We start from the raw sequence: 26,146 nt of genomic DNA, 5'->3' as shown, positions 1-26,146 counted from the left end.
ATGAACTGACCCCGCAAAGTTGGACACCCGTCCAACGATTTGGGGTGCAGTTCAGTATGCCGTGGCGTTTTTTTTCCGCTGCGCCGCGCTCGTTTGTGCGGCGCTGGCTATTGACACTCAATGCAAGTCCGCCGCACGCAGTATCTCGTCGCGCTGCGGTTCATGGCCGCCGCGTCCGTCGAAATCATGTCCTGCCCGGCGAATGTCGCTCGTCGCTTTCTTCGCGCTCCTGACACCGTTGAAGATCAGGTTCAGCACGACCGCCGACACCGATGCCAGCAAGATCCCGCTATGCAGGAGCGGCGACAGCGCAGGCGGCAGCTTCGAGAAAAAGTGCGGCGACACCACCGGCACCAGACCCAGACCGATGCTCACCGCGACGATGAACAGGTTGTGGTGGTTCTTCACGAAGTCGACCTTCGACAGCACCTTGATGCCGTTCGCCGCGACCATGCCGAACATCACGATGCCCGCGCCGCCGAGCACGAAGGCAGGCACCGACGCCACCACCTGCGCCATCTTCGGGAACAGACCCAGCAGCACCAGGATCACGCCGCCCATCGCGCACACAAAGCGGCTCTTCACGCCCGTCACGCCGATCAGGCCGACGTTTTGCGAGAATGAAGTATGCGGGAATGAGTTGAAGATGCCGCCGATCAGCGTGCCGAGCCCGTCGACGCGCAGCCCGCGCACCAGCGTCGTCTGATCGACTGGACGATCGACCATGTCGCCGACCGCGAGGAACATGCCGGTCGATTCGATGAAGGTGACGAACATCACGGTGACCATCGTCGCGATCGAGAGCGGATCGAAATGCGGCAGGCCGAAGTGGAACGGCATCACGAAGCCGACCCACGGTGCGTGCGTGACGCCGTCCATGTTGACGCGGCCGAGCGCCAGCGCAATCACGAAGCCTGCCACGATGCCCAGCAGCACCGAGATGTTGGCGATAAAGCCCTTGGCGAACTTGTTGATCAACAGAATGAGCATCAGCACGACCAGTGCCAGGCCCAGATAGATCGGATTGCCGTAATCAGGATTGCCGAGCCCGCCTGCCGCCCAGTTGATGCCCACCTCCATCAGCGACAGGCCGATCACCGAGATCACCACGCCGACCACGACCGGCGGGAAGAAGCGCAGCAGTTTGCCGATCGCGGGCGCGAGGATGATGCCGACCACGCCCGCCGCGATCGTCGAGCCGAAGATGTCGAGAATGCCGAGTGAAGGATTGGTGCCGATCGCGACCATCGGACCGACGGCGGCGAACGTGCAGCCCATGATGACCGGCAGACGGATGCCGAAGATCCACAGCCCGAGCGTCTGAATCAGCGTGGCGATGCCGCAGGAAAAGAGATCGGCGCTGATCAGGAACGCGATCTGGTCTTTCGGCAGGTTGAGCGCCGCGCCGATGATCAGCGGCACCGCAACCGCGCCTGCGTACATCACCAGAACGTGCTGAATGCCGAGCGTGAGCAACTGGCCCGCGGGCAGCCGTTCGTCGCACGGGTGAACCGTGTTCGATTGCATATTGTCTCTCTCCACTTTCTCGTTTTGGGATGGCTCCAAGGTATGCGGAACGAAAAAGTGCAACAAGACCACTGGGGCCTATTCCGGTCTTCCCGGCGACGATATGCGTGAGGGCCGTTTGAGCGCCGAAAGAAATGCGCACAGCGCGTAAAACGTCGGCAAGCCCTATGCAGCGGTGGCGCGCGGCGTCGCCCGACGCAATGGGATATGTGTGAGAATCAATGGGGTCTATCCGGCTTTACGCATAATGCCGTTTTCGTGCGGCTCGCGGCGTGGCGGGGTTAACCCGCGAATCGCGGTTTTGCGCGCGAGTTCGGGCGCGCTTCCGGAGCGGGCCTGCGATGATGGAAAATGCAGCATGCCCGGCACCTTCTGCGTGCTCATTCCCCTGCCCAACCTGGCGTTTTTTCGCTCATGAGTTTTCTTGGCATCGATCTCGGCACCGGCTCCCTCAAAGTAGCAATCGTCGACGAAAATGGCCGCGAGCAAGCGGCGGCAAGCGTCGCTTATGCGCTCGATACGCCGCATCCGGGTTGGGCGGAAACGTCGGTGCAAACCTGGTGGCGCGCACTGTGCGAAGCGGCGGCGCACTTGCCCGCCGGGCTGCGCCGCGAGGTTCGCGCGATCGGCTTCTCCGGACAGATGCACGGCGTCGTTTTGATCGGCGCCGATGGCGAAGCGGTGCGCCCCGCGATGCTCTGGCCCGACACGCGTGCACTGGCGTTGCTCGACCTATGGCCCGAGCCGCAACCCAATCCGGTTGCGCCCGGCATGGCCGGTCCGCTGCTGCGCTGGATCGTGCAGCATGAACCGCAGTCCGCGCATAAGACGCGCTGGGCATTGCAACCGAAGGACTGGCTGCGCGTCGCATTGGGCGGCGTGGTTGCGACCGATCCGTCCGATGCCTGCGCGACCGCGCTCGCCGATCCCGCAGGCGTGTGGGATCGCGCGTTGCTCGAGCGGCTCGGATTGCCGCATGAATGGTTTGCGCCGTTGGCTCCCTCGTATGCGGCGGGCGGCGTGTTGTCAGAGCAGGCCGCGCAAGCGCTCGGTCTGCGCGCCGGTATCGTGCTCGCCACCGGCGCCGCCGATACGCCATGTGCGGCGCTCGGCAGCGGTCTTGCTCGCGACGGCGATGCGCTGCTCACCACCGGCACCGGCGGACAGATCGTCGTGCTCGCGGAACACACGCCCGGCGCGGCGAGAGGTCTGCATCGTTATCGCGCGGCGAGCGATCACTGGTATCGGATGGCGGCGATGCAAAACGTCGGCGTCGCGCTCGAACGTGTGCGCGGGTGGCTGTCGTATGAATGGGCCGATGCCTATCGGGACGCATTCGGGGACGCGTTCGGTGATGCATCTGGCGACACCGGCGCCGCGGCAACAGGGCTCACGTTTCTGCCGTACCTCACCGGCGAGCGTACGCCCTGGCTCAATCCCGCGGCGCGCGGCGGGTGGCTCGGCCTAGCACTCGACCACACGCGCGGCACGATGATGCGAGCGGCCTTCGAAGGCGTCGCGTTCTCGCTGCGCGCCGGGCTCGATGCGATTCGTCGGAGTGGCGCGCCGGTCAACGCCTTGAAGCTGGCCGGCGGCGGTTCCGTCGATGCGCGCTGGCGGCAGTTGCTCGCCGACGCGCTGAACGTCGAGTTGTATGCAGTCGATTGCCCGAACGCGGCACCGCGTGGCGCGGCGATGCTCGGCGGCCTGGCGAGCGGCCACTGGCATGCGGGCGATCTTGCGGGACTTGCTCCGGGCGCGACGCGTGTCGCCGGTCCGCGAGGCGATGCGGCGCTTGCCGGACGTTACGCGCGCTTTCTCGATCTTTATGGCCGCGTCGAAACCTGGTTCGGTGAAACCGGCTGCCCGTGACCGGATGCCGGTGACTGAGCGCCCGCGAGACAGTCCGCCATGACGCGCCACGCATTCACAGACTCCGTCGAGCTCTCACGATGAAGACCCAAGCAGCAATCCTTCATCGAAGATCACATCGCGCATCACGCGAAGGTGCTGCTCGGCTGACATGCTGCGCAACGATAGCGACGGCATGTCAGCGTGCCGCCGCTATGACCACGAGCGCGATTCAGCGCCGCCCCAGCAAACTCCCGCCATACACCACCGCCGACAGCACGGTGATCCAGAAGCTCGTCGGCCAGTCGGTATAGAACGCCAGCGTCAGACCCAGCCACGCCTGCACCAGCGCGAACACGGCGGCGAGCACGAGACCGGTCGAGAGCCGCGTCGACATGTTTTGCGCCGCGGCGGCCGGGCCGACCATCAGCGTGAACACAAGCAGCACGCCCACGATCTGCGTACACGCGGCCACCGCCAGCGCCGCGATCGCCAGAAACAGCACCGACACCAGACGCAACGACACCCCTTTGGCTTCGGCTAATTCCGGTTGCAACGAAGCGAATAACAGCGGCCGCATGATCGCCGCGAGCGCCAGCAAACTGACCACGCCCAGACCCGCGAGCACGCCGAGCGTCGACGCGTTCACGCCGAGCACATTGCCGAACAGGAGCGCGGTGACTTGCGTCGCGTAGGCGGTGAAGAAGTGCAGGAACAGCAAACCGAAGCCGAGCGACAGCGACAGGATCACGCCGATCGCCACATCGCGTCCGGCGAGCCGCTCGCCCAGCGCGCCCATGCCGACGCCCGCGGCCAGCGTGAAGCCGACCATCCCCCAGATCGGCGAGATGCCGATCAGAACCGCTCCGGTCGCGCCGGTGAAGCCGACGTGCGACAGCGCGTGGCCCGCAAAGGTCTGTCCGCGCATCACTAGAAAATAGCCGACCACCCCGGACAGCACCGCGACAATCCCCGACGCCGCGAACGCGTTCACCATGAAATCGTATTCAAACATCGTGTGTGTGTCCGTCGCCTGAGTCGTGCCGGTTTGAGTGACCATGAGCGTGGCCATGGGCATGCGAATGCGCGTGGCCGCCGTTCTCGTCCTGTTCGTGCTCGTGATCGTGCTTCTCGACTTCGACGTCGCCCGACATCACGAAGATGCGGCCGTTCACGCGCATCACGTCGATCGGCGAACCGTACAGGCGAGACAGCACCGGCCTGGTAATCACTTCATCGACGGTGCCGAGCGCGGCGACACCGCTGCCGAGATACAGCACGCGATCGAGCGAGTTCAGAAGCGGATTCAGTTCGTGCGCTGAAAACAGCACGGCGATGCCGAGTTCCAGTTGCACGCGCCGCACCAGTTCGACCACGCTCTTCTGATGATGCGGATCGAGGCTGATCAGCGGTTCATCGAGCAGCAGCAGTTTGGGATTGCCCAGCAGACATTGCGCAAGCAGCAAGCGCTGACGCTCGCCGCCCGACAGTTCCGACAACGGCCGTTCCGCCAGCTCGCGCCCGTCGACCAGATCCAGCACGCGCTCGACATCCGCGCGGGTTTTGCTGTCAGCATGCGGCAGGCCCCAGCGGTGTCCGTCCGCGGCCATCGCGACGAAATCGCGGCCACGCACGCGGCGCCCGGCGAGCGCGCTGCGCGTTTGCGGCATATAGCCGATCGACGCGTTGCCGCGCTCGACCGGCTGCCCCAGCACGCGAATCGCGCCGCCGACCGCCGGTACGAGGCCGAGCACGGCGCGCATCAGCGTCGTCTTGCCCGCGCCGTTCGGCCCGAGCACGCCAATGAATTCGCCCTGGTTCACCACGAAACCGGTGTCGCGCAGAATCACGCGACCGCCGAGTTCGAGCGTCACGTGCTCGAGTTCGAGCACGGGCGCGCCGCCCCGCGCATGGCCTGGTGCATTGGCAGGTGGATGGGCTGGCGCGCTGCGGCCAGTTGCATTCATTGCGTTTTTCCTTTGGTGGCGGAGGCACTCGCGCTGCCGGCCTCGCCCGCGGCCAGCGCCTTGGAGAGCCCGTCGAGCTGCGTCAGCATCCACGTCTGATAGGTCTTGCCGGCCGGTTCGGTTTCGGTGACGCTCATGGTCGGCACCTTCGATTGCTGCGCGAGCTTCAACATGCGTTTGGTCAGGGCCTCGGTTGCCTGGCTGTTATAGATCAGAACGCGCACGCGTTTTTCGCGCAGATCGCGTTCGAACGCGGCGATATCGGCCGCGCTTGCTTCGGTGTTGTTCATCGTCGCCATCTGGAAGTGCAGATTGCGCATCGTCAGGCCCACTGCGTCCGACATATAGCCGAACACCGGCTCGGTCGCCGTCGCCGGCACGCCCGCATAGCGGCCATGCAGCTCGGCGACCTTGGCGTCGATCGGTTTGAGCGAATCGAGAAACTTCGCGAGGTTCGCATCGTACGCCGACTTGTGCGCCGGGTCAGCCGCGACGAGCGCCGCGCTCACTGCGCGCGCCACCGCCGGCATGGTCGACGGTTCGTACCAGAGGTGCGGATTGTCGCCGCTTTTCTTGCCGACGATCTCGGCGGCGACGATCGTGGTGCGCTTCGCGCTCTTCGAGGCGGCCAGCAGTTTGGCCATCCACGGATCGTAATCGGCGCCGTTGTAGACCACGAGGCTGGCATGCTGCAACGCGCGCGCGGTCTTCGGGCTGGCCTCGAATAGATGCGGGTCCTGATCCGGATTGCTGAGGATGCTGGTTACCTCGACCCGGTCGCCGCCCAGTTGCTGCACCACATCGCCGTAGAAATTTTCCGCCGCGACCACCGGGATTTTCGCCTCCGCGGCGAGCGCGCCATGACCGAGCGCCAGTGCGGCAGCGCCCGCGGCCACGTACGTCGACAGCTTCAGCGCACGGCGCGCCTCGGTCCACATCGAGCCGATTATTTTCATCGTTGTTCCCTTTTGCGTGAGAGTTGAATGAACCACCAACGTCAGGAATGGCGGGGCGCCCGCGTTCATCGCGGCGCGCTGCCGGATCTGGCGGCGCGAGCGCATGCGGCGCACAGGCCGCTCAGTTCGACCACCTGGCGGTGTACTTCGAAGCCGTGCGCCGGTGCGCTGTGCGACAGCTGTTCGGCGAGTTCGCCGCCGGGAATCTCGATGGTCGTGCTGCACTGGTCGCAGATCAGAAACTGGCTGCGATGCGGCACGCCGACCTCGCAACAGGCGAAAAACGCATTCTTCGATTCGATCCGATGGACGAAGCCGTGTTCAAGCAGAAAGTCCAGCGCGCGGTAGACCGTGGTGGGCGGCACGCGCCCGCGCTGCGGTTCGAGCGCTTCCAGCAGTTCATAGGCGCCGACCGGCCGCTCGCTGGCGACGATCGCCGCATACACCTGGCGCCGCAGCGGCGTGAGCGCGAGACCTTGCGAGGCGGCGTGCGCTTCAGCATGCGCGAGCCGCACGGCGTGATGTTCTGCAATCGTCGTAGCCATCGGCGCGGACCTCCTGACGAACTGGCAAGGCTTCGAAGCGAAGCAAGGTCGAAATGATATAACGTATCTCGAATTTTTGTCAGCGTCTCGAGCGGAAAGCGGATTGGCCGTTGGCGATTTCTCGTATTAATGTGGATCGAGCAGGCGGCGAGGTGCTGGAATCCTGCCGCGCTGCACCATCGAAATCTGGTCGTGCGCCTTGACATGACCCTGTGCGTATCCGATCATTCGATCACTAACAGAGCAATTGTTCGCACAATGAGCGTTCGCTCACCGTGCCTCGATAAGCGAACGAACCGGAGACAAGCGGTGGCAGCACGATTGCAGGACAAGGTGGCCATTCTTACGGGCGCGGCAAGCGGAATCGGTGAAGCCGTGGCGCGTCGATATCTGGACGAAGGTGCCCGGGTCGTGCTCGTCGACGTGAAGCCGGCCGACAGCTTCGCGCACGAGTTGCTCGCCGCTTATGGCGACCGCGTTCTCGCCGTCAGCGCCGACGTGACGCGCCGCGACGACATCGAACGCATCGTCGCGAGCACGCTGGGGCGGTTCGGCCAGATCGATATCCTGTTCAACAACGCGGCGCTGTTCGATATGCGCCCGCTCCTCGACGAATCCTGGGACGTGTTCGACCGCCTTTTCGCGGTCAACGTGAAGGGCATGTTCTTCCTGATGCAAGCCGTCGCGCGGCAGATGGTCGAGCAGGGCCGCGGCGGCAAGATCATCAATATGTCGTCGCAAGCGGGGCGGCGCGGCGAGGCGCTGGTGTCGCACTACTGCGCGACCAAAGCCGCCGTGCTCAGCTACACGCAATCCGCCGCGCTGGCGCTCGCGCCGCACAAGATCAATGTGAACGGCATCGCGCCGGGTGTCGTCGATACGCCGATGTGGAATGAAGTCGATGCGCTCTTCGCCCGTTATGAAAACCGGCCGCTCGGCGAGAAGAAGCGTCTCGTCGGCGAAGCGGTGCCGCTCGGCCGTATGGGCGTGCCTGACGATCTGACCGGCGCCGCATTGTTTCTCGCATCGGCGGATGCGGACTACATCACCGCGCAAACCCTGAACGTCGACGGCGGCAACTGGATGAGTTGAGCCCGGACCATCGAACGAACCCGGAAACCACGGCAGAACAAACGCAGCACCACATAACGTACGTGAAAGGAGACAAGTCATGAAACCAGTCCTCAAATCCGCGCTGAAGACGGTCGGCGCCGGCGCTGTCGCATGCGTCGCGTTGAACGCCTCGGCGGCCACGGTGACGATCGCCACCTTGAACAATCCGGACATGATCGAGCTGAAGAAGCTCTCGCCTGCTTTCGAGCAGGCGAATCCGGACATCAAGCTGAACTGGGTCATTCTCGAAGAAAACGTGCTGCGTCAGCGCGCCACCACCGACATCACGACCGGCAGCGGTCAGTTCGACGTGATGACGATCGGTGAGTACGAAACGCCGCAATGGGGCAAGCGCGGCTGGCTCACGCCGCTCACCAACCTGCCCGCTGACTACGATCTGAACGACGTCGTGAAGACGGCCCGCGACGGCCTCTCGAGCGGCGGCCAGTTGTACGCGCTGCCGTTCTACGTCGAAAGCTCGATGACGTATTACCGCAAGGATCTGTTCGCGGCCAAGGGTCTGAAGATGCCCGATCAGCCGACCTACGACCAGATCGCGCAATTCGCCGACAAGCTCACGGACAAAGCCAATGGCATTTACGGCATCTGTCTGCGCGGCAAGGCGGGCTGGGGCGAGAACATGGCCTACGGCACGACGGTGGTGAACACGTTCGGCGGCCGCTGGTTCGACGAGAAATGGAACGCGCAGCTCACCTCGCCGGAATGGAAGAAAGCGATGACGTTCTACGTCGATCTGTTGAAGAAGGACGGCCCTCCGGGAGCGAGCTCGAATGGCTTCAACGAAAACCTTACGCTGATGTCCTCTGGCAAGTGCGCGATGTGGATCGACGCCACGGTTGCGGCCGGCATGCTCTACAACAAGCAGCAGTCGCAGATCGCCGACAAGGTAGGCTTTGCAGCGGCGCCGATTGCCGTCACGCCGAAGGGTTCGCACTGGCTGTGGGCGTGGGCGTTGGCCATCCCGAAGTCGTCGAAGCAGCCCGACGCGGCGAAGAAGTTCATCGCGTGGGCGACTTCGAAGCAGTACATCGAACTGGTCGCCAAGGACGAAGGCTGGGCCTCGGTGCCGCCGGGAACGCGTCAATCCACCTACGCGCGCCCGGAGTACAAGCAGGCTGCACCGTTCGGCGACTTCGTGCTGAAGGCAATCGAAACGGCGGATCCGGAGCATCCGACGCTCAAGCCGGTGCCGTACACCGGAATTCAGTTCGTCGGGATTCCTGAGTTCCAGTCGTTCGGCACCGTGGTTGGTCAGAGCATCTCCGGCGCGATTGCCGGTCAGATGACGATCGATCAGGCGTTGGCAGCCGGCAACGCCACCGCGGATCGCGCGGTGAAGCAGGCCGGCTACCAGAAGTAAGCCACGGCCGTTACGTGGCACGCGCCGGCTGACGCCCGTCAGCCGGCTTACGCGGCACAGCGGGCCTTTCCGCCACACGTGCGCCGCGACATCGTACGGTGTCGTCGCGGCTTCGGGCGCCGGCCCGCGCATTACCGAACAGGTGGTCAATCATGCGTCATCTGCGCCTTCCTCTCATGCATGTCCATCCTCAGACAGAAAAAGAACGCGAAGTCCGCAAGGCCAATTCCGCCCGCTGGCTAGTCTCGCCGTCGGTCGGCGTACTCGTGCTGTGGATGGCGATTCCGCTCGCGATGACGATCTGGTTTTCGTTCTCGCGCTACAACCTGTTGAACCCGGATATCAAGGGCTTCGCTGGTTTCGACAACTACAAATTTCTCGCCGGCGATCCGTCGTTCGGACCGTCGATCGGGCACACGCTCGAACTGATCATCTCGGTGCTGGTGATCACCGTGGTGGGTGGCGTGCTGATGGCAATCCTGTTCGACCGCAAGTTCTACGGTCAGGGCGTGGCGCGCCTGCTCGCCATCGCGCCGTTCTTCGTGATGCCGACAGTGAGCGCGCTGATCTGGAAGAACATGATCTTGCACCCGGTGTATGGCCTGATTGCACAGGGCATGCGCTCGCTGGGCATGCAGCCGATCGACTGGTTCGCCGACTATCCGCTGACCGCCGTGATCATGATCGTCGCGTGGCAGTGGCTGCCGTTCGCGTTCCTGATCCTGTTCACCGCGATCCAGTCGCTCGATCAGGAGCAGAAGGAAGCGGCGCGCATCGACGGCGCGGGTCCGTTCTCGATGTTCTTCTACATCACGCTGCCTCACCTGAAACGGGCGATCGCGGTGGTCGTGATGATGGAGACGATTTTCCTGCTGTCGATCTTCGCCGAGATCTATACGACCACGGGCGGCGGTCCGGGCACCGCGACCACCAATCTGTCGTACCTGATCTACTCGCTGGGCCTGCAACAGTTCGACGTCGGTCTCGCTTCGGCAGGCGGCATTCTCGCCGTGGTGCTGGCCAATATCGTGTCGTTCTTCCTCGTGCGGATGCTCGCGAAGAACCTGAAAGGGGAGTACGAAAAATGAGCCAAGTTGCCTCTACGCCGTCGGCCGCGACGCCCGCTGTGTCCGTTATCGTGCCGGCCAAGTCGCCGTTCGAGGGGATTCGCCGCAGCATGCCCGGCGTGATCGCCTGGCTGGTCGCGCTGCTGCTGTTCTTCCCGATCTTCTGGATGACGATCACCGCGTTCAAGACCGAGCAGCAGGCGTATTCGTCGTCGCTGTTCTTCATCCCGACGTTCGACAGCTTTCGCGAGGTGTTCGCGCGCAGCAATTATTTTTCGTTCGCATGGAACTCGGTGATGATCTCCGCGGGCGTGACGGTGCTGTGCCTGCTTCTCGCCGTGCCCGCTGCGTACGCGATGGCGTTCTTCCCGACGCGCCGCACGCAGAAAGTGCTGCTGTGGATGCTGTCGACCAAGATGATGCCGTCGGTCGGTGTGCTGGTGCCGATCTATCTGCTGTGGAAAAACAGCGGGCTGCTCGATACGGTGTCGGGTCTGGTGATCGTCTACACGCTGATCAATCTGCCGATCGCAGTGTGGATGTCGTTCACGTACTTCGCCGAAATTCCCCGCGACATTCTCGAAGCCGGGCGCATCGACGGCGCGGTGACCTGGCAGGAAATCGTCTATCTGCTGATGCCGATGTCGCTGCCGGGGCTCGCGTCGACAGCGCTCCTGCTGGTGATCCTGTCGTGGAACGAAGCGTTCTGGAGCATCAACCTGTCGAGCTCGCACGCCGCGCCGCTAACTGTGTTCATCGCGTCGTATTCGAGTCCTGAGGGGCTGTTCTGGGCCAAGCTGTCGGCGGCTTCGCTGCTGGCGGTCGCGCCGATCCTGATCGTCGGCTGGTTGTCGCAGAAGCAACTGGTGCGTGGCCTCACCTTCGGGGCGGTCAAATGACGGCAGCCAACTTCGCGCTGATCTGCGATTGCGACGGCGTGCTGATCGACAGCGAAGCGGTGGCGGCGCACATGCTGGTGCACGAACTGGAAGCGCGCTGGCCCGATACCGACGTCGAGCCGGTGGTGCTGCCGCTGCTCGGCCTGCGTATCGAGAAGGTGCTGCAAGGCACGGCGACGCAACTCGGCAAAAGCCTGTCCGCCGACGAGATCGACGCGATCCGCAGCGCGGTGGAAGCGGCGGCGATGCAGGCGGCGGCGGTCGAGGGCATCGAGGCCGCGCTGGCGCAGGTGCCGCTCACCAAAGCCTGCGCGAGCAACAGCTTCCGGCCGTATGTGGAGACTGTGCTTGCGCGCACCGGCCTCGTGAGGTTTTTCGGCGAGCGCCTTTTTTGCGCCGATGCGGTGCCGAACCCGAAGCCCGCGCCCGATGTCTATCTGGCGGCGGCGCAAGGCCTCGGCCTCGCGCCCGCGGCCTGCCTCGTGGTGGAAGACAGCGTGACCGGCGTGACGGCGGCGAGCGCCGCGGGCATGACGGTGCTCGGCTTCATCGGCGGCGGTCATGCGAGCGATGCGCAAATCGACGCGTTGCATGCGGCCGGCGCACGTCACGTATTCGACGACATGCAGCAATTGCCGGAGCTGGTCGCGCAATGGGCGCTAAGCGCGACGGCGGCCACGCCCTGAGCACGGCACGAGACGGCGCAAGCAAACGAAGCAACGCGACGCAACACGAAGCAACACGAAGCAACGCCGCCAGGGCAACGGACAAGCAGTACGCAGCAACACATAGCAACACACCGCATTACACGGAGACACATCATGGCAAGCCTGACTCTGCGCAATATCGCGAAGCGCTACGACGAAAATGAAGTGATGCGCGACATCAATCTCGACATCGCGGACGGCGAGTTCGTCGTGTTCGTGGGCCCGAGCGGTTGCGGTAAATCGACACTGATGCGGATGATCGCCGGCCTCGAAGACATCAGCGCCGGCGACCTGAACATCGACGGCACGCGCGTGAACGACGTGCCGCCCGCCAAGCGCGGCATCGCGATGGTGTTCCAGTCGTACGCGCTGTATCCGCACATGACGCTGTACGACAACATGGCGTTCGGGCTGAAACTGGCGGGCACGAAGAAGCCCGAGATCGACGCGGCGGTGCGCAATGCGGCGAAGATCCTGCACATCGACCACCTGCTCGATCGCAAGCCGAAGCAGCTCTCGGGCGGTCAGCGCCAGCGCGTCGCGATCGGCCGCGCGATCACGCGCAAGCCGAAGGTGTTCCTGTTCGACGAACCGCTGTCGAATCTCGACGCCGCGCTGCGCGTGAAAATGCGCCTCGAATTCGCCCGTCTGCACGACGAATTGAAGACCACGATGATCTACGTGACGCACGATCAGGTCGAAGCGATGACGCTGGCCGACAAGATCGTCGTGCTGTCGGCGGGCAACGTCGAGCAGGTCGGCAGCCCGACGATGCTCTACCACGCGCCGGCCAACCGCTTCGTCGCGGGCTTCATCGGCTCGCCGAAAATGAACTTCATGGAAGGCGTGGTGCAGTCGGTCTCGCGCGACGGCGTCACGGTGCTCTATGAAAGCGGCGAGACGCAGCGCGTCGCGGTGGAGCCGTCCACTGTCAAGCAGGGCGACAAGGTGACGGTCGGCATTCGTCCGGAGCATCTGCATGTCGGCACGACCGAAGACGGCGTCTCGGCCCGCACGATGGCAGTCGAATCGCTCGGCGACGCGGCTTATCTGTACGCGGAATCGAGCGTCGCGCCGGATGGTTTGATCGCGCGGATTCCGCCGCTCGATCGCCAGTCGAAAGGCGCGGTGCAGAAACTCGGCGCAACGCCGGAGCATTGCCATCTGTTCGACAGCGACGGGAAGGCATTCCATCGCAAGATTGTCGAGGTGCTGGCCGCGTGACGATTGGGCAAGCGGCGGGGCAAGCGGCGCGCGCCGCTTGCTTTTTCAACCACGCTCAGGATCACGGAAGGTTGGCAGGCCCGGCTCGATCGGCTGCGCCGGCAAGCGCGTTGTGTTCAGGCCGCGTCGAGCGCCGCCCGGGCGCACAGTTCGTCCGTCACGAGCCCTGACAGCCAGCCGCCTTTGAGCACCGCGATCACCGCTTCGCGCTTGCGCGCGCCGCCGGCAAAACCGATGGTCGGGCGCTTGGGCGGCGCGTCGAGCGCGATGCTGGTGACGCGCCGGCCGGTCGGCGATTCGACGTGCGCGCCGGCTGCGTCGATCGGCAAGCCGAGCATTTCGGCGACCGCGCCGTTCTGCATCAACTCCTTCACTTCCGCCGACGTAATGAAGCCGTCTTCGTGCAGCGGGCACTTCGGCCCGATATTGCCAATGCCGACAAACGCGACATCCGCGTGAGCCGAAAGCGATTCGACGATCCGGTACAGCCGGTGATTGCACCACTGCGCGCGCTCGGCCTCGCTATCGGCGAGCAACGGCGCGGGCAACAGGAAATGCTTGCCGCCGGTCTTCTCGGAAATGTGCAGCGCGACGTCGTAGCGGTTCGAGGAGCCGTCCGAGGCGATCGCCCCGACCATCGACACCAACCGGTGCTGCGGACGCTCCAGCTGCGCGATCTGATCGACCGCGGCCTTCAGCGTACGGCCGCTGCTGACCGCGACTACCATCGGTTTGTCTTCGCCGAGAAAGCGTTCCATGACCTGGGCGCCGGCCACCGCGAGTTTGCGGTCGACTTCCTCGGAAGTGTCGTTGTCGATCGGCACCACCTCGCACATGCTCAGGCCGTAGCGCTTCGACAACTGATCGGCGAGCGCGAGGCAATCGGCCAGTTGATGATCGACGCGCACGCGGATCAGATTCTTCTCGACCGCGAAGGCGACCAGCCGTTGCGCGACCGGACGCGATACCTGCAGCTTCTCGGCGATTTCGTTCTGGGTATTGCCGGCGACGTAGTAAAGCCACGCGGCACGCGTGGCGAGGTCGAGTTTTTCTGTGGACTTGGGCACGGTGACGTTCCGCTTGAAGTGCGCCGATGATAGCAGCCGATGTTCGCCTCGCTCCGCGACGCGAACCCGGCTGCGGTTTGCCGGGTCAGGCGAGCGGCTGCCGCGCTGGGTCGAACAGCGGGCGCACGTGGCGGTAGAGCGCACGATACGCTTCGAGACGCGTGCGCAACTCGGCGTGCCGCTGCGGATTCGGCGTGAACTCCTTTTCGATCGGCGGTTTGGTCAGCACGATGACGGGGTCGCCGCCGGCCGCCAGCCAGCCAAGGCGAGCCGCGCCCAGCGCCGCGCCGGTTTCGCCGCCGCCGTGCTTGCGGGTGGCGGTGTCGAGCGCGTCGGCGAGCAGTTGCGCCCAGTAGTCGCTGCGGGCGCCGCCGCCGAGCAGCGACAGCGCTTTCGCCTCGGTGCCGGCGGCGCGCAATGCGTCGAGGCCGTCGGTCAGCGCGAGCGTCACGCCTTCGAGCACCGCATAGCCGAGCAACGCGCGATCGGTCGCGTGATTCATGCCGAAGAACACGCCCTGCGCATACGGGTCGTTGTGCGGCGTGCGTTCGCCGGACAGATACGGCAGGAACAGCGGCGCGGTGTTCAACGCAGCGGGGGCGAGCGCCTCGATTTCGGCGAGCAGCGTGGGCTCGTCGGTGGAGGTGAGCTTGCAGACCCAGCGCAGACAACTCGCCGCCGACAGCACCACGCTCATCTGATGCCAGCGATCCGGAATCGCATGGCAGAACGCGTGCACCGCGGATGCCGGGTTCGGTCTGAAGCTGTCGCCGACCACGCACAGCACGCCCGACGTGCCGAGCGACACGAAGCCGTCGCCCGGTTGCGTCGCGCCGATGCCGATCGCGCTCGTCGCATTGTCGCCGCCGCCGGCCGCGACGATCACGCCGTCGCTCAGGCCAAATTCGCGCGCCACCTCGGGCAGCAGCGTGCCGGACGGCTCGCTGCCTTCGCATAGGCCCGGCATCTGCGCGCGCGTCATGTCGCAGGCGGCGAGCAGCGCGTCGGACCAGTCGCGTTTGGCGACGTCGAGCCACAGCGTGCCGGCCGCATCCGATGGATCGGACACCTTGCCGCCGGTCAGCTGCAGGCGCAGGTAATCCTTCGGCAGCAATACGCAGGCGGTTTGCGCGAAGATCTCCGGTTCATGGCGCGCGACCCACAGCAGCTTCGGCGCGGTGAAACCCGGCATCGCCAGATTGCCGGCGACGCGGTGCAGCTGCGGCGCGCGCTCGGTGAGCTCCGCGCATTCCTTGTCGCTGCGCATGTCGTTCCACAGGATCGCGGGCCGCAGCACGCGATCCTGCGCGTCGAGCAGCACGGCGCCGTGCATTTGCCCCGAGAGCCCGATGCCGCGGATCTGCGCGAATTCGTCGGGATGGCTCGCGCGCAAGGCGGCCAACGCCGTACGCGTGCCCGCCCACCAGTCGGCGGGGTTCTGTTCGGCCCAGCGCTGATGCGGGCGCGATACGGTAAACGGTGAGCCTGCGGTGCCGATCACGCGTCCATTGGAGGCGAGCAGCAGGACTTTCACTTCGGACGTGCCGAGGTCGATGCCAAGATACATGGGCGCGAAACCTTCGTCGTTGGGGATGCGCTACTTTAGCCGCACACGGTGCGCGGTGCCATGCGCGTTAAGCCTGGCACCCTGGCTGGGCGCCTGACGCCGCGGCAGCATGACGATGCTCGCGGCCTCGCCGGCAGGCGCTCATCGCCATGTCAGTTGCCATGCCGGCTGCCGCAGTGAATCATGCCACGCCGCATGCGATCAAGCCGCGCCGCGTTTGCTCAACCACACGTCGACGCGCGCCAAGGCGCCCGCCAACGCGCTGTCCAGTTCAGGGGTCTGCGCCATGCTGCCCCACAGTAGCCGGTCCGCGGCGAAGGCCTGCAGCGGATCGGGCGCCGCGAAGAAGCCGCGCGCGGCGCGTTCGTCCATCACGCCATCCTGATACGCGTACGGCAGCTTGCCGGCCTGCCAGCGGTCGAGAAAGCGGAAGAACAACGCCGGCAGCATCGCGGTCGCCGCAGGCGTGACGCCGCGCTCGAAGCATTCGGCGAGCGTCGGCGCGATGAAGCCTGGCAGCTTCGAAAAGCCGTCGGCCGCGACGCGCTGGTTGGTGTCCTGGATATAAGGATTGCTGAAGCGTTCGAGCACCACGTCGCGATAGCGCTCGAGATCGAGCGGACTCGGCGTGAGACAAGGAATCACGTCTTCGGTCACGTAATCGAAGGCGAACCGGCGAATGTCCGGGTCCAGCGTGCCTTCGTGGATGTAGTTCAGCCCGACCAGCGTGCCCGCCCACGCGATGCAGCTATGTGTCGCGTTGAGAATGCGGATCTTCGCTTCCTCGTAAGGCAGCACGGAGTCGACCAGTTCCGCGCCGACTTTTTCCCACGCCGGACGGCCGGCAATGAACCGGTCTTCGATCACCCATTGAATGAATGCCTCGCCCATCACCGGGCACGCGTCGTCCACACCGGTGGCCGCCTTCACGCGTTCGCGCACGTCCGGGGTGGGGCGCGGCGTGATCCGATCGACCATCGAGCTGGGGCTCAGCGTGTAGTCGTCGAACCATTGCGCCAGGTCGTTCGCGCCGCGCCGTTCGAGAAACTCGCTCATGCCGGCGTGAAAACGCTCGCCGTTGCTGCGCAGGTTGTCGCAGGTTTGCAGCGTGACCGGGCCGGCGCCGCGCTGCATGCGCGCGTCGAGAATGGCCGCGAGCGCGCCGTAGATCGTGGTGTGGCCGCCTTTCAGATCGGCGGCGAGATCGGCGTTGGCGGTGTCGAGTTCGTCGTGTTCGTCAAGGTAATAGCCGCCCTCGGTGACCGTGAACGCGATGATCTTGCAAGCCGGATCGGCGCCCGCTTCGATCAGCGCATCGAGACTCTCGGACCACGGCACCACGCGCTCGATCGAACGAATTGTCTCGTAGGCGCGTTCGCCCTGCGGCGTGACGGTCTCGAGCGCGTACACGCCGTTTTGCGCGGCGAGCGCATCAAGCACGGCGTTCATGTCGCTGCGAATATTGCCGACTGTCAGCGACCAGTGCGGCTCGCCGGGTGGCCGCATTTCGTTCAGTCGATGGAGATACCACGCCTGATGCGCGCGATGGAACGATCCCGCGCCGATGTGCAGGATCACGTGTGCGGCCGCGCCGCTGCCTTGCCCGCTGTTCATGTGCGTCTCCTGAATGTCTTTCATCGCACGGCTCGAAGCGTGCGTTTTTTCTGGGGTGGAGCATTTGCTCTGGTTGTGAGCGAATGATCGTACCCGGCGAAACGAAAGTCAAGGCGACGCGCACGGCTTTTCGTGGCGCAGCGCGGCGCGGCGGGGTTCCGGGCGGGGTTTGCGGCCTGGCGGCGCTTTGTAGGCAGCGTCTGGGCGAGGCTATTGCGTTGCATCAAATTTGACTTCGAGTTCGTGAGGACTAACCCGAATGCAAAAAAGTATCGGTCGGCGGTTTCATTTCTAGTGGTGGATCACGCGCTGGAAGTCTACTTTTCGCTATACAAGACGAAGATCAGCGGCGCCCTCAGCGAGCCGCTTCATGGAGGAAGGAGGACGCGATGCAACCCGATCTCGAGCTCGTTGCCGTACGGCGCGACGAATCGTTCAAAGCGTGGTCGCACGGCTATCCGTATCGCACGGTGCGCTGGCATTTTCATCCCGAGTACGAAATCCATCTGATCGTCGCGACGACCGGCAAGATGTTCGTCGGCGACCATATCAGCAGCTTCGCACCCGGCAACCTGGTGTTGATGGGCCCGAACCTGCCGCACAACTGGGTCAGCGACGTGCCGGAAGGCGAAACCATCGCACAGCGCAATCTGGTGGTGCAATTCGGCCAGCAGTTCGTGTCGAACTGTCTCGAGAGTTTTCCGGAGTGGCGGCAGGTCGAAGCGCTGCTTGCAGACTCGCGCCGCGGTGTGTCGTTCGGCGCGCAAACGAGCGCGGCGATCCAGCCGTTGTTCCTCGAATTGCTGGCGGCGCGCGGGCTGCGCCGCCTCGTGCTGTTCATGTCGATGCTGGAAATACTGATGAACGCGGAAGACCGCGAGACGCTCGCGAGCCCCGCGTACCAGGCCGATCCGACCAGCTTTGCGTCGACTCGCATCAATCACGTGCTGTCGTATATCGGCAAGAACCTCTCGGGCGAATTGCGCGAGTCGGATCTGGCACAACTCGCCGGGCAAAGCGTCAGTGCGTTTTCGCGCTACTTTCGCCGTCACACCGGGCTGCCGTTCGTGCAGTACGTGAACCGGATGCGCATCAACCTCGCTTGCCAGTTGCTGACCGACGACGAGTTGAGCGTCACCGATATCTGCTTCAAGGCGGGCTTTAACAACCTGTCGAATTTCAACCGGCAGTTCCTCGCGGTAAAGGGCATGGCGCCTTCGAAGTTTCGCCGCTATCAGCAACTGAACGATGCGAGCCGCGACGCCTCCGAAGAAGCGGCGGCACGCGGCGCGGGCATCGACAACGCGCCTGCGATCGTGGCGGCGCCTGGGTTGCCGCGTACCGTCGCCGCTGCTTTTCCACCGACCTAGCCATACGCATCCCCGCTCAAGCGTTAAGCCTGAGCGTTAAGCCGAAGCGTTTCGCTTCAGTTTCGTTTCAGTTTCGCTGCAACCGCGTTTCAACACGCATCGCGCTGTCGAGGACAGCACGAGGGACGTGCTCATTTTTAAATAACGGAGACAACCATGACGCAATTCACCTCGAAGCAGGCATCGTTGAAAACCTTCGCGACGCTCGCACTCGGCCTGTCGTTCATCGCCGCGCCGGCTGCGCAAGCCGCGCCGCTGAAAATCGGCATGACGTTCCAGGAGCTCAATAACCCGTACTTCGTGACGATGCAAAAGGCGTTGAACGAAGCGGCGGGGACGATGGGCGCCGCGGTGGTCGTCACCGACGCGCATCACGACGTCAGCAAACAGGTCAGCGACGTCGAAGACATGCTGCAAAAGAAGATCGACATTCTGCTCGTGAATCCGACCGATTCGACCGGCATTCAGTCGGCGGTGAGCTCGGCGAAGAAGGCGGGTGTGGTGGTGGTCGCCGTCGACGCGAACGCGAACGGTCCCGTCGATTCGTTTGTCGGCTCGAAGAATTTCGACGCGGGGCAGATGGCTTGCGAGTACCTCGCGAAGTCGATTGGCGGCAGCGGCGAAGTGGCGATTCTCGACGGCATTCCGGTCGTGCCGATTCTCGAACGCGTGCGCGGCTGCAAGGCGGCGCTCGCGAAAGCGCCGGGCGTGAAGCTCGTCGATACGCAGAACGGCAAGCAGGAACGTGCGACGGCGCTGTCGGTCACCGAAAACATGATTCAGGCGCATCCGAATCTGAAGGGCGTGTTCAGCGTGAACGACGGCGGCTCGATGGGCGCGCTCTCGGCAATCGAATCGTCGGGCAAGGATATCAAGCTCACCAGTGTCGACGGCGCGCCGGAAGCGATTGCCGCGATCCAGAAACCGAATTCGAAGTTCATCGAAACCTCCGCGCAGTTCCCGGCTGATCAGGTGCGCATCGCGCTCGGCGTCGCGTTGGCGAAGAAGTGGGGCGCCAATGTGCCGAAAGCGATTCCGGTCGACGTGAAGATGGTCGACAAGAACAACGCCAAGGGTTTCAGCTGGTAAGCCGAATGCGGGTTGCCGTGCTTTTTCGTCAAAGCGCGGCGGCTCGCGGCAGAGGAGGACCCGATGGACACGATACTCAAGCTCGACAACATCACCAAAAGCTTTCCCGGCGTGAAGGCGCTGCAAGGCATTCACCTCGAGATCGCGCGCGGCGAGATTCACGCATTGCTCGGCGAAAACGGCGCGGGTAAGTCGACACTGATGAAAATCCTGTGCGGCATCTACCAGCCGGATGAAGGCACGATCACGATCGAAGGCAAAGGCCGCCACTTCACGAACTATCACGATGCGGTCGTCGCGGGCGTCGGCATCGTGTTTCAGGAGTTCAGCCTGATTCCGTATCTGAACGCGGTGGAGAACATGTTTCTCGGCCGCGAGCTGAAGAACGGCCTGGGTCTGCTCGAACGCGGCAAGATGCGGCGCGCAGCGGCGGAGATTTTCGAGCGGCTCGGCGTGGCGATCGATCTGGCGGTGCCGATTCGCGAATTGTCGGTCGCGCAGCAGCAGTTCGTCGAAATCGGCAAGGCATTGTCGCTGCAGGCGCGCATTCTGATTCTCGACGAACCGACCGCAACGCTCACCCCCGCGGAAGCGGAGCATCTGTTCGCGATCATGCGCGACCTGAAGAAGCAGGGCGTCGCGATGATTTTCATCTCGCATCACCTCGAAGAGATTTTCGAAGTGTGCGACCGCATTACGGTATTGCGCGACGGCCAATACGTCGGCATGACCGAGGTCGCGCAATCCGATGTGGGCCGCCTGGTCGAGATGATGGTGGGGCGCCGCATCGAAAGCAGCTTTCCGTTGAAGCCGCCGTTGCGTGCCGACGCGCACATCGTGCTCGAAGTCGGCAAGCTGCAATTGCGTAAAGACAGCCCGGTGTTGAGCTTTACCCTGCGTGAAGGCGAGATTCTCGGCTTCGCCGGGCTGGTCGGCTCGGGCCGCACGGAGACCGCACTGGCCGTGATCGGCGCGGACCCGGCTTACGTGAAGGAGATCCGTATCAACGGCGCGGCTGCGAAGCTGGCCGATCCCGCCGACGCGTTGCGAGCCGGCGTCGGCATCCTGCCTGAAAGCCGCAAGACCGAAGGCCTGATCACCGATTTCTCGATCAGGCAGAACATCTCGATCAACAACCTCGGCAAATACCGTTCGCTGCGTTTTTTCATCGACCAGCGCAGCGAAGCACGCGCGACCGCGGACATCATGAAACGCGTCGGCGTGAAGGCGCCGACGATGCATACCGAGGTCGCAACGCTGTCGGGCGGCAATCAGCAGAAGGTGGTGATCGCGCGCTGGCTGAATCACCACACCAACATCCTGATCTTCGACGAACCGACGCGCGGCATCGACGTCGGCGCCAAAGCCGAAATCTATCTGCTGATGCGCGAACTCACCGCGCGCGGCTACTCGATCATCATGATCTCGTCCGAACTGCCGGAGATCGTCGGCATGTGCGACCGCGTCGCCGTGTTCCGGCAAGGCCGCATCGAGGCGATGCTCGAAGGCGGCGAGATCGACTCGAACGCCGTGATGACCTATGCAACAGCCGGCACCCGTGGAGCGACACATGAACACGCCTAATCCCTCTTCTTCGCCGAAAACGTCGACCGTCAGCGGCGACGCCCCGAGGGAGGTCCCGCGTCCCGAAGGAAGTCCACCGCTCCGAAGGAAGTCTGGGGGATTGGGGGACACGCCGGGGGCGCCGATGCGCGTCACGTGGGCCGCGTTGAAACGCTCGACGCTGTTCTACCCGTTCATCGGTTTGCTGGTGGTCTGTCTCGTCATGGTATTCGCGAGTGACAGTTTTCTCTCCGGCGCGAATCTGGAGAACGTGCTGCGCCAGGTGTCGATCAACGCGATCATCGCCGTCGGCATGACGTGCGTGATTCTGACCGGCGGCATCGACCTGTCGGTTGGTTCGGTGATGGCCCTGGCGGGCACGCTCGCGGCCGGCTCGATGGTCGCCGGGATGAATGCCGCGGCTGCGCTGGCGCTAGGTGTCGCGGTGGGTTTGGGCTTCGGCGCGGCGAACGGTTTCTTCGTAGCCTACGCTGGCATGCCGCCGATCATCGTCACGCTCGCGACGATGGGGATCGCGCGCGGTCTCGCGCTGATCTACACGGGCGGCTATCCGATCGACGGTTTGCCGGATTGGGTCAGCTTCTTCGGCAGCGGCAAGATTGTCGGCATCCAGGCGCCAGTGGTGATCATGGTGGCGATCTATGCGATTGCGTGGGTGTTGCTCGAACGCATGCCGTTCGGCCGCTACGTGTACGCGATCGGCGGCAATGAGCAGGCCACGCGTCTGTCCGGTGTGCGAGTGGCGCGCGTGAAGCTGGTTGTCTACACGCTCGCCGGATTGACGTCCGCTTTCGCCGCGATCGTGCTGACCGCGCGCCTGATGAGCGGCCAGCCGAACGCGGGCATCGGCTTCGAACTCGACGCCATTGCCGCGGTGGTGATGGGCGGCACGTCGATCTCCGGCGGGCGCGGCTCGATCGTCGGCACCTTGATCGGCGCGCTGCTGCTCGGCGTGCTGAACAACGGGCTGAACATGGTCGGCGTGAATCCCTATGTGCAGAACGTGATCAAGGGCGGAATCATCCTGCTCGCGATTTACATCAGCCGCGACCGCAGAAAGTAACTCTCCACCGACTTCCCTTCCTAAGCAGGACCATGCAATGACAAACCACTACGACTCGCAAACCGACAGGCGGAACATGACAGCCATCGTCTGTCACGCGCCGAAAGACTATCGCGTCGAGCAGGTAACCCGGCCCCGTGCACGAACCCATGAACTCGTGATTCGCATCGCCGCGTGTGGAATTTGCGCAAGCGATTGCAAGTGCCATTCGGGCGCGAAGATGTTCTGGGGCGGCCCAAGTCCGTGGGTCAAAGCGCCGGTGATTCCGGGCCACGAGTTCTTCGGTTTCGTCGAGGAAATCGGCGAGGGCGCGGCCGAACTCTTCGGCGTACGAACCGGCGACCGCGTAATCGCCGAACAGATCGTGCCATGCGGCAAGTGCCGCTATTGCAAATCCGGTCAGTACTGGATGTGCGAGGTGCACAACATCTTTGGCTTCCAGCGCGAAGTGGCGGACGGCGGCATGGCCGAATACATGCGTATTCCGTCCACCGCGATCGTCCACAAGATCCCCGACGGCATTTCGCTCGAAGATGCCGCGATCATCGAGCCGCTGGCGTGCGCCATTCACACGGTGAATCGTGGCGACCTGCAACTCGACGACGTAGTGGTGATCGCGGGCGCCGGGCCACTCGGTCTGATGATGACGCAAGTCGCGCATCTGAAGACGCCGAAGAAACTGGTGGTGATCGACCTGGTTGAAGAGCGTCTTGCACTGGCGCGCGAATACGGCGCCGACGTGACGATCAATCCGAAGCAGGACGACGCGCTGGCCATCGTCCATTCGCTGACTGAAGGCTACGGTTGCGACGTCTACATTGAAACGACCGGTGCACCGATCGGCGTCAACCAGGGCATGGACATGATTCGCAAGCTCGGGCGTTTCGTCGAGTTTTCAGTGTTCGGCGCAGAGACTACGCTGGATTGGTCGGTGATCGGCGATCGCAAGGAACTCGACGTGCGCGGCGCGCATTTGGGCCCATACTGCTATCCGATCGCCATCGATCTGCTGGCGCGCGGGCTCGTCACGTCGAAAGGGATTGTCACGCACGGCTTCTCGCTGGAAGAGTGGGACGAGGCGATCGAGGTCGCCAACTCGCTCGCCTCGATCAAGGTATTGATGAAGCCGCACGCCTGAACGCTCGGAATAAGCGGTACCTAACGGAGACTTTATGGACTACGTCATCGGCGTCGATATCGGCACGCAGAGCACCAAGGCGCTGCTGGTCGATCAGCACGGCGCGATTGTCGCGCAGCATGCGTCGAGCTATCAGCCGGATACGCCCAAGCCGCGATGGGCCGAGCAATGGCCGGCGGTGTGGTTGAAGGCGGTGGTGGAGTGCATCGCCGCGTGCGTGCGAAAGGCGCAAGAGGCGGGCGTCGCGGCGAAGTCGATCAAGGCGGTATGCGTGAGCAGTCTGTACGGCGGCTCGGGCATTCCGGTCGATAGCGACATGCGGCCGCTTTATCCGTGTCTGATCTGGATGGACCGGCGTGCGACCGACCAGGTCGAATGGGTGCGCACCAACGTCGATCTCGAACGGCTCCATACGATCACCGGCAACGGCGTGGACAGCTATTACGGCTACACGAAGATGTTGTGGCTGCGCGATCACGAGCCGGACGTGTGGGCGCATACGCGTTACTTCCTGCCACCCAATGCGTACGTGACCTACAGGCTGACCGGCGAAGTGGCCGTCGACCATAGTTCGGCGGGCAACATCGGTGGCATCTACGACATCGCGAAGCGTGACTGGTCCGACGAAGCGCTCGATATGCTCGGGATTCCCGCGACGATGATGCCGGAGCGGCTGGTGGAATCGTCGGATGTAGTGGGCGGTTTGCTGTCGCAGTGGACCGAACAGCTGGGACTCGAAGCGGGGACGGCGATCGTCGCGGGCGGCGTCGATGCGGCGGTGGCGACGTTCGCCGCGGGTGTGACGCGCGCGGGGCAGCACGTGGCGATGATCGGCACCAGCATGTGCTGGGGCTATATCAATCAGAGCGTCGATGCGAGGTATGGTTTGATCAGCATGCCGCATGTGTTCAACGGCCAGCGCGACATCTACATTTTCGGCGGCGCGATTACGGCCGGTGCATCGGTGACGTGGTATCGCGAGCAGTTCTGTCATGCGGAGACTGAAGCCGCGCGCGCGACGCCGCACGGCGATCCGCATCGTTTGCTCGAAGAAGCGGCTTCCGGGATTCCGGCGGGTGCCGACGGCGTGCTGTTTTTGCCGTATCTGATGGGCGAGCGCAGTCCTGTATGGGATGCCGCGGCAAGCGGCGCGTTCGTCGGCTTGAGCTTGTTCCACACGCGAGCGCATCTGTATCGAGCGGTGCTCGAGGGCGTGTCGTTCGCGTTGAAGCACAACATCGAAGCGGGGCGCAAAGGCGCGCAATCGCTCGACGACAAATTGATCGTGGTCGGCGGCGCTGCGCATTCGGATCTGTGGATGCAGATCATTGCCGACATCACCGGCTATCCGGTCTACACGATCGAACAGGAAGTGGAGGCGGCGATGGGGGCGGCGTTGCTGGCCGCGGTGGGCGTCGGGTTGATTTCGCGTGAAGAGGCGCAAGGCGGGTGGGTGACGTTGATCGGGCGCGCGCAACCGGACGCCGCGCGGATGGTTCTCTATGAGCAGCGTTTTGGCGTTTATACGGATTTGTATCCCGCGTTGAAACCGGTGATGCATCGGTTGCAGACATCATGAACGCAACTTTCGATTTTTCCGGCCGCTCGATTCTTGTGACGGGCGCATCGAGCGGGATTGGGCGAGCGACCGTCGAGGTCCTGTGCGCCAGTGGCGCGAGTGTGATTGCGGCGGCGCGGAACGTGCACGAGCTCGCGCGATTGGCTGAGGAGACGGGCTGCGAGCCGCTGGTGCTCGACGTGAGCGATGAAGCCGCTATTGACGAAGCGCTGGGATCGCTCAATGCGGTTGACGGGCTGGTGAATTGTGCGGGGATTGCTTTGCTCGAGCGCGCGGTGGATACCACCGGGGCTAGTTTTGATCGTGTGATGGCGGTGAATGCGCGTGGCGCGGTGCTGGTTGCGCGGCACGTCGCGCGCGGGATGATCGCGGCCAGGCGCGCTGGCAGCATGGTGAATGTTTCCAGTCAGGCCGCGCTTGTGGCGCTGGACGATCATTTGAGTTATTCGGCTTCCAAGGCGGCGCTCGATGCTGTTACCCGGTCTTTGTGTATCGAGTTAGGGCCTTTCGGGATTCGGGTCAATAGCGTTAACCCGACGGTTACGTTGACGCCTATGGCGGTGCAGGCATGGAGTGATCCTGCCAGGAGGGAGCCCGCTTTGATGGCTGTTCCTTTGCGGCGGTTTGCCGAGCCTTTTGAAGTGGCAATGCCGGTTGCGTTTTTGCTCAGTGAGGCGGCTTCCATGATTAGTGGGGTTTGTTTGCCAATCGACGGCGGGTATACCGCCAGGTGATTTTTTGCCCTCCCGGCGGGTTGCTTGTGTGCCCGCGGCGTTGGCCGCGGGCACACAACGATAAAAAGAAGGCCAGAGCCGCAGGCGTACAACCCACCGCGCCG

At 63.9% G+C, this 26,146-nt stretch carries 23 protein-coding genes; 14 read left to right on the top strand and 9 right to left on the bottom strand.

Annotated elements, in window-relative coordinates; translation table 11 throughout:
* Positions 1–117: 117 nt before the first annotated feature.
* On the bottom strand, positions 118–1,527 hold the full coding sequence (locus tag DLM46_RS01435; protein ID WP_165847889.1) for a nucleobase:cation symporter-2 family protein: 1,410 nt from the start codon (positions 1,525–1,527) through the stop codon (positions 118–120).
* Positions 1,528–1,755: 228 nt separating this feature from the next.
* Positions 1,756–1,911: a hypothetical protein gene (locus tag DLM46_RS39255; RefSeq protein WP_165847888.1), complete on the bottom strand. Its 156-nt coding sequence runs from the start codon at positions 1,909–1,911 to the stop codon at positions 1,756–1,758.
* Between the two features lie 30 nt (positions 1,912–1,941).
* Between DLM46_RS39255 and DLM46_RS01430 the strand changes: the two genes are divergently transcribed.
* Positions 1,942–3,399, top strand: coding sequence for a xylulokinase (locus DLM46_RS01430; RefSeq protein ID WP_115098920.1), 1,458 nt, complete (start codon positions 1,942–1,944; stop codon positions 3,397–3,399).
* Between the two features lie 211 nt (positions 3,400–3,610).
* On the opposite strand, the gene DLM46_RS01425 is transcribed toward DLM46_RS01430, so the two are convergent.
* The 4 genes from DLM46_RS01425 to DLM46_RS01410 form a co-directional block, all read right to left on the bottom strand.
* Positions 3,611–4,393, bottom strand: a complete 783-nt coding sequence (locus DLM46_RS01425) for a metal ABC transporter permease (RefSeq protein WP_115099257.1) — start codon at positions 4,391–4,393, stop codon at positions 3,611–3,613.
* Complete coding sequence (locus DLM46_RS01420) at positions 4,386–5,345, bottom strand: ABC transporter ATP-binding protein (protein ID WP_208866225.1); 960 nt, start codon at positions 5,343–5,345, stop codon at positions 4,386–4,388. Before DLM46_RS01420 ends, DLM46_RS01425 begins: the two co-directional genes overlap by 8 nt.
* On the bottom strand, positions 5,342–6,301 hold the full coding sequence (locus tag DLM46_RS01415; protein WP_115099256.1) for a metal ABC transporter solute-binding protein: 960 nt from the start codon (positions 6,299–6,301) through the stop codon (positions 5,342–5,344). Before DLM46_RS01415 ends, DLM46_RS01420 begins: the two co-directional genes overlap by 4 nt.
* A 65-nt stretch (positions 6,302–6,366) precedes the next feature.
* On the bottom strand, positions 6,367–6,846 hold the full coding sequence (locus tag DLM46_RS01410) for a Fur family transcriptional regulator (protein WP_115098918.1): 480 nt from the start codon (positions 6,844–6,846) through the stop codon (positions 6,367–6,369).
* Positions 6,847–7,155: 309 nt separating this feature from the next.
* On the opposite strand from DLM46_RS01410, the gene DLM46_RS01405 reads away from it, so the two are divergent.
* The 6 genes from DLM46_RS01405 (at position 7,156) to DLM46_RS01380 (ending at position 13,237) form a co-directional block, all read left to right on the top strand.
* A complete protein-coding gene (locus tag DLM46_RS01405) occupies positions 7,156–7,938 on the top strand; it encodes an L-iditol 2-dehydrogenase (protein ID WP_244305781.1) in 783 nt (260 codons plus the stop codon).
* 79 nt (positions 7,939–8,017) lie between these two features.
* On the top strand, positions 8,018–9,340 hold the full coding sequence (locus DLM46_RS01400; protein WP_115098916.1) for an ABC transporter substrate-binding protein: 1,323 nt from the start codon (positions 8,018–8,020) through the stop codon (positions 9,338–9,340).
* Between the two features lie 152 nt (positions 9,341–9,492).
* A complete protein-coding gene (locus DLM46_RS01395; RefSeq protein ID WP_115098915.1) occupies positions 9,493–10,428 on the top strand; it encodes a carbohydrate ABC transporter permease in 936 nt (311 codons plus the stop codon).
* Positions 10,429–10,517: 89 nt separating this feature from the next.
* On the top strand, positions 10,518–11,306 hold the full coding sequence (locus DLM46_RS01390) for a carbohydrate ABC transporter permease (protein ID WP_244305796.1): 789 nt from the start codon (positions 10,518–10,520) through the stop codon (positions 11,304–11,306).
* Entirely contained in the window at positions 11,303–11,992 is a 690-nt protein-coding gene (locus DLM46_RS01385; protein WP_115098913.1) for an HAD family hydrolase, read from the top strand. The genes DLM46_RS01390 and DLM46_RS01385 overlap by 4 nt, the downstream gene beginning before the upstream one ends.
* Positions 11,993–12,127: 135 nt before the next feature.
* Positions 12,128–13,237: an ABC transporter ATP-binding protein gene (locus DLM46_RS01380; RefSeq protein ID WP_115098912.1), complete on the top strand. Its 1,110-nt coding sequence runs from the start codon at positions 12,128–12,130 to the stop codon at positions 13,235–13,237.
* Between the two features lie 116 nt (positions 13,238–13,353).
* Here the strand turns inward: DLM46_RS01380 and DLM46_RS01375 are convergent, their stop codons facing one another.
* The 3 genes from DLM46_RS01375 to dalD form a co-directional block, all read right to left on the bottom strand.
* The gene (locus DLM46_RS01375) at positions 13,354–14,304 is read right to left on the bottom strand and encodes a sugar-binding transcriptional regulator (RefSeq protein WP_115099255.1); all 951 of its coding nucleotides are present in this window, start codon (positions 14,302–14,304) and stop codon (positions 13,354–13,356) included.
* Between the two features lie 85 nt (positions 14,305–14,389).
* A complete protein-coding gene (gene xylB / locus DLM46_RS01370) occupies positions 14,390–15,871 on the bottom strand; it encodes a xylulokinase (protein ID WP_115098911.1) in 1,482 nt (493 codons plus the stop codon).
* A 201-nt stretch (positions 15,872–16,072) separates the two neighbouring features.
* A complete protein-coding gene (gene dalD, locus DLM46_RS01365) occupies positions 16,073–17,485 on the bottom strand; it encodes a D-arabinitol 4-dehydrogenase (RefSeq protein WP_115099254.1) in 1,413 nt (470 codons plus the stop codon).
* Between the two features lie 389 nt (positions 17,486–17,874).
* Here dalD and DLM46_RS01360 point away from each other — a divergent pair, with 389 nt between their 5' ends.
* The 7 genes from DLM46_RS01360 (at position 17,875) to DLM46_RS01330 (ending at position 26,042) form a co-directional block, all read left to right on the top strand.
* The gene (locus DLM46_RS01360) at positions 17,875–18,855 is read left to right on the top strand and encodes an AraC family transcriptional regulator (RefSeq protein WP_115098910.1); all 981 of its coding nucleotides are present in this window, start codon (positions 17,875–17,877) and stop codon (positions 18,853–18,855) included.
* 156 nt (positions 18,856–19,011) lie between these two features.
* Positions 19,012–19,944: an ABC transporter substrate-binding protein gene (locus DLM46_RS01355; protein WP_115098909.1), complete on the top strand. Its 933-nt coding sequence runs from the start codon at positions 19,012–19,014 to the stop codon at positions 19,942–19,944.
* A gap of 63 nt (positions 19,945–20,007) precedes the next feature.
* Entirely contained in the window at positions 20,008–21,528 is a 1,521-nt protein-coding gene (locus tag DLM46_RS01350) for a sugar ABC transporter ATP-binding protein (RefSeq protein ID WP_115099253.1), read from the top strand.
* Entirely contained in the window at positions 21,515–22,591 is a 1,077-nt protein-coding gene (locus DLM46_RS01345) for an ABC transporter permease (protein WP_115098908.1), read from the top strand. The genes DLM46_RS01350 and DLM46_RS01345 overlap by 14 nt, the downstream gene beginning before the upstream one ends.
* A gap of 37 nt (positions 22,592–22,628) precedes the next feature.
* A complete protein-coding gene (locus DLM46_RS01340) occupies positions 22,629–23,729 on the top strand; it encodes an alcohol dehydrogenase catalytic domain-containing protein (RefSeq protein ID WP_115098907.1) in 1,101 nt (366 codons plus the stop codon).
* 34 nt (positions 23,730–23,763) lie between these two features.
* Complete coding sequence (locus DLM46_RS01335) at positions 23,764–25,308, top strand: FGGY-family carbohydrate kinase (protein ID WP_115098906.1); 1,545 nt, start codon at positions 23,764–23,766, stop codon at positions 25,306–25,308.
* Positions 25,305–26,042: an SDR family oxidoreductase gene (locus DLM46_RS01330; protein ID WP_115098905.1), complete on the top strand. Its 738-nt coding sequence runs from the start codon at positions 25,305–25,307 to the stop codon at positions 26,040–26,042. Before DLM46_RS01335 ends, DLM46_RS01330 begins: the two co-directional genes overlap by 4 nt.
* Positions 26,043–26,146: the final 104 nt, after the last annotated feature.

This window comes from Paraburkholderia lacunae, from assembly GCF_003353175.1.
Lineage (GTDB): Bacteria > Pseudomonadota > Gammaproteobacteria > Burkholderiales > Burkholderiaceae > Paraburkholderia > Paraburkholderia lacunae.
Note: the sequence above shows the minus strand (reverse complement) of the source record. Positions and strands in the feature narration are given on the sequence as shown.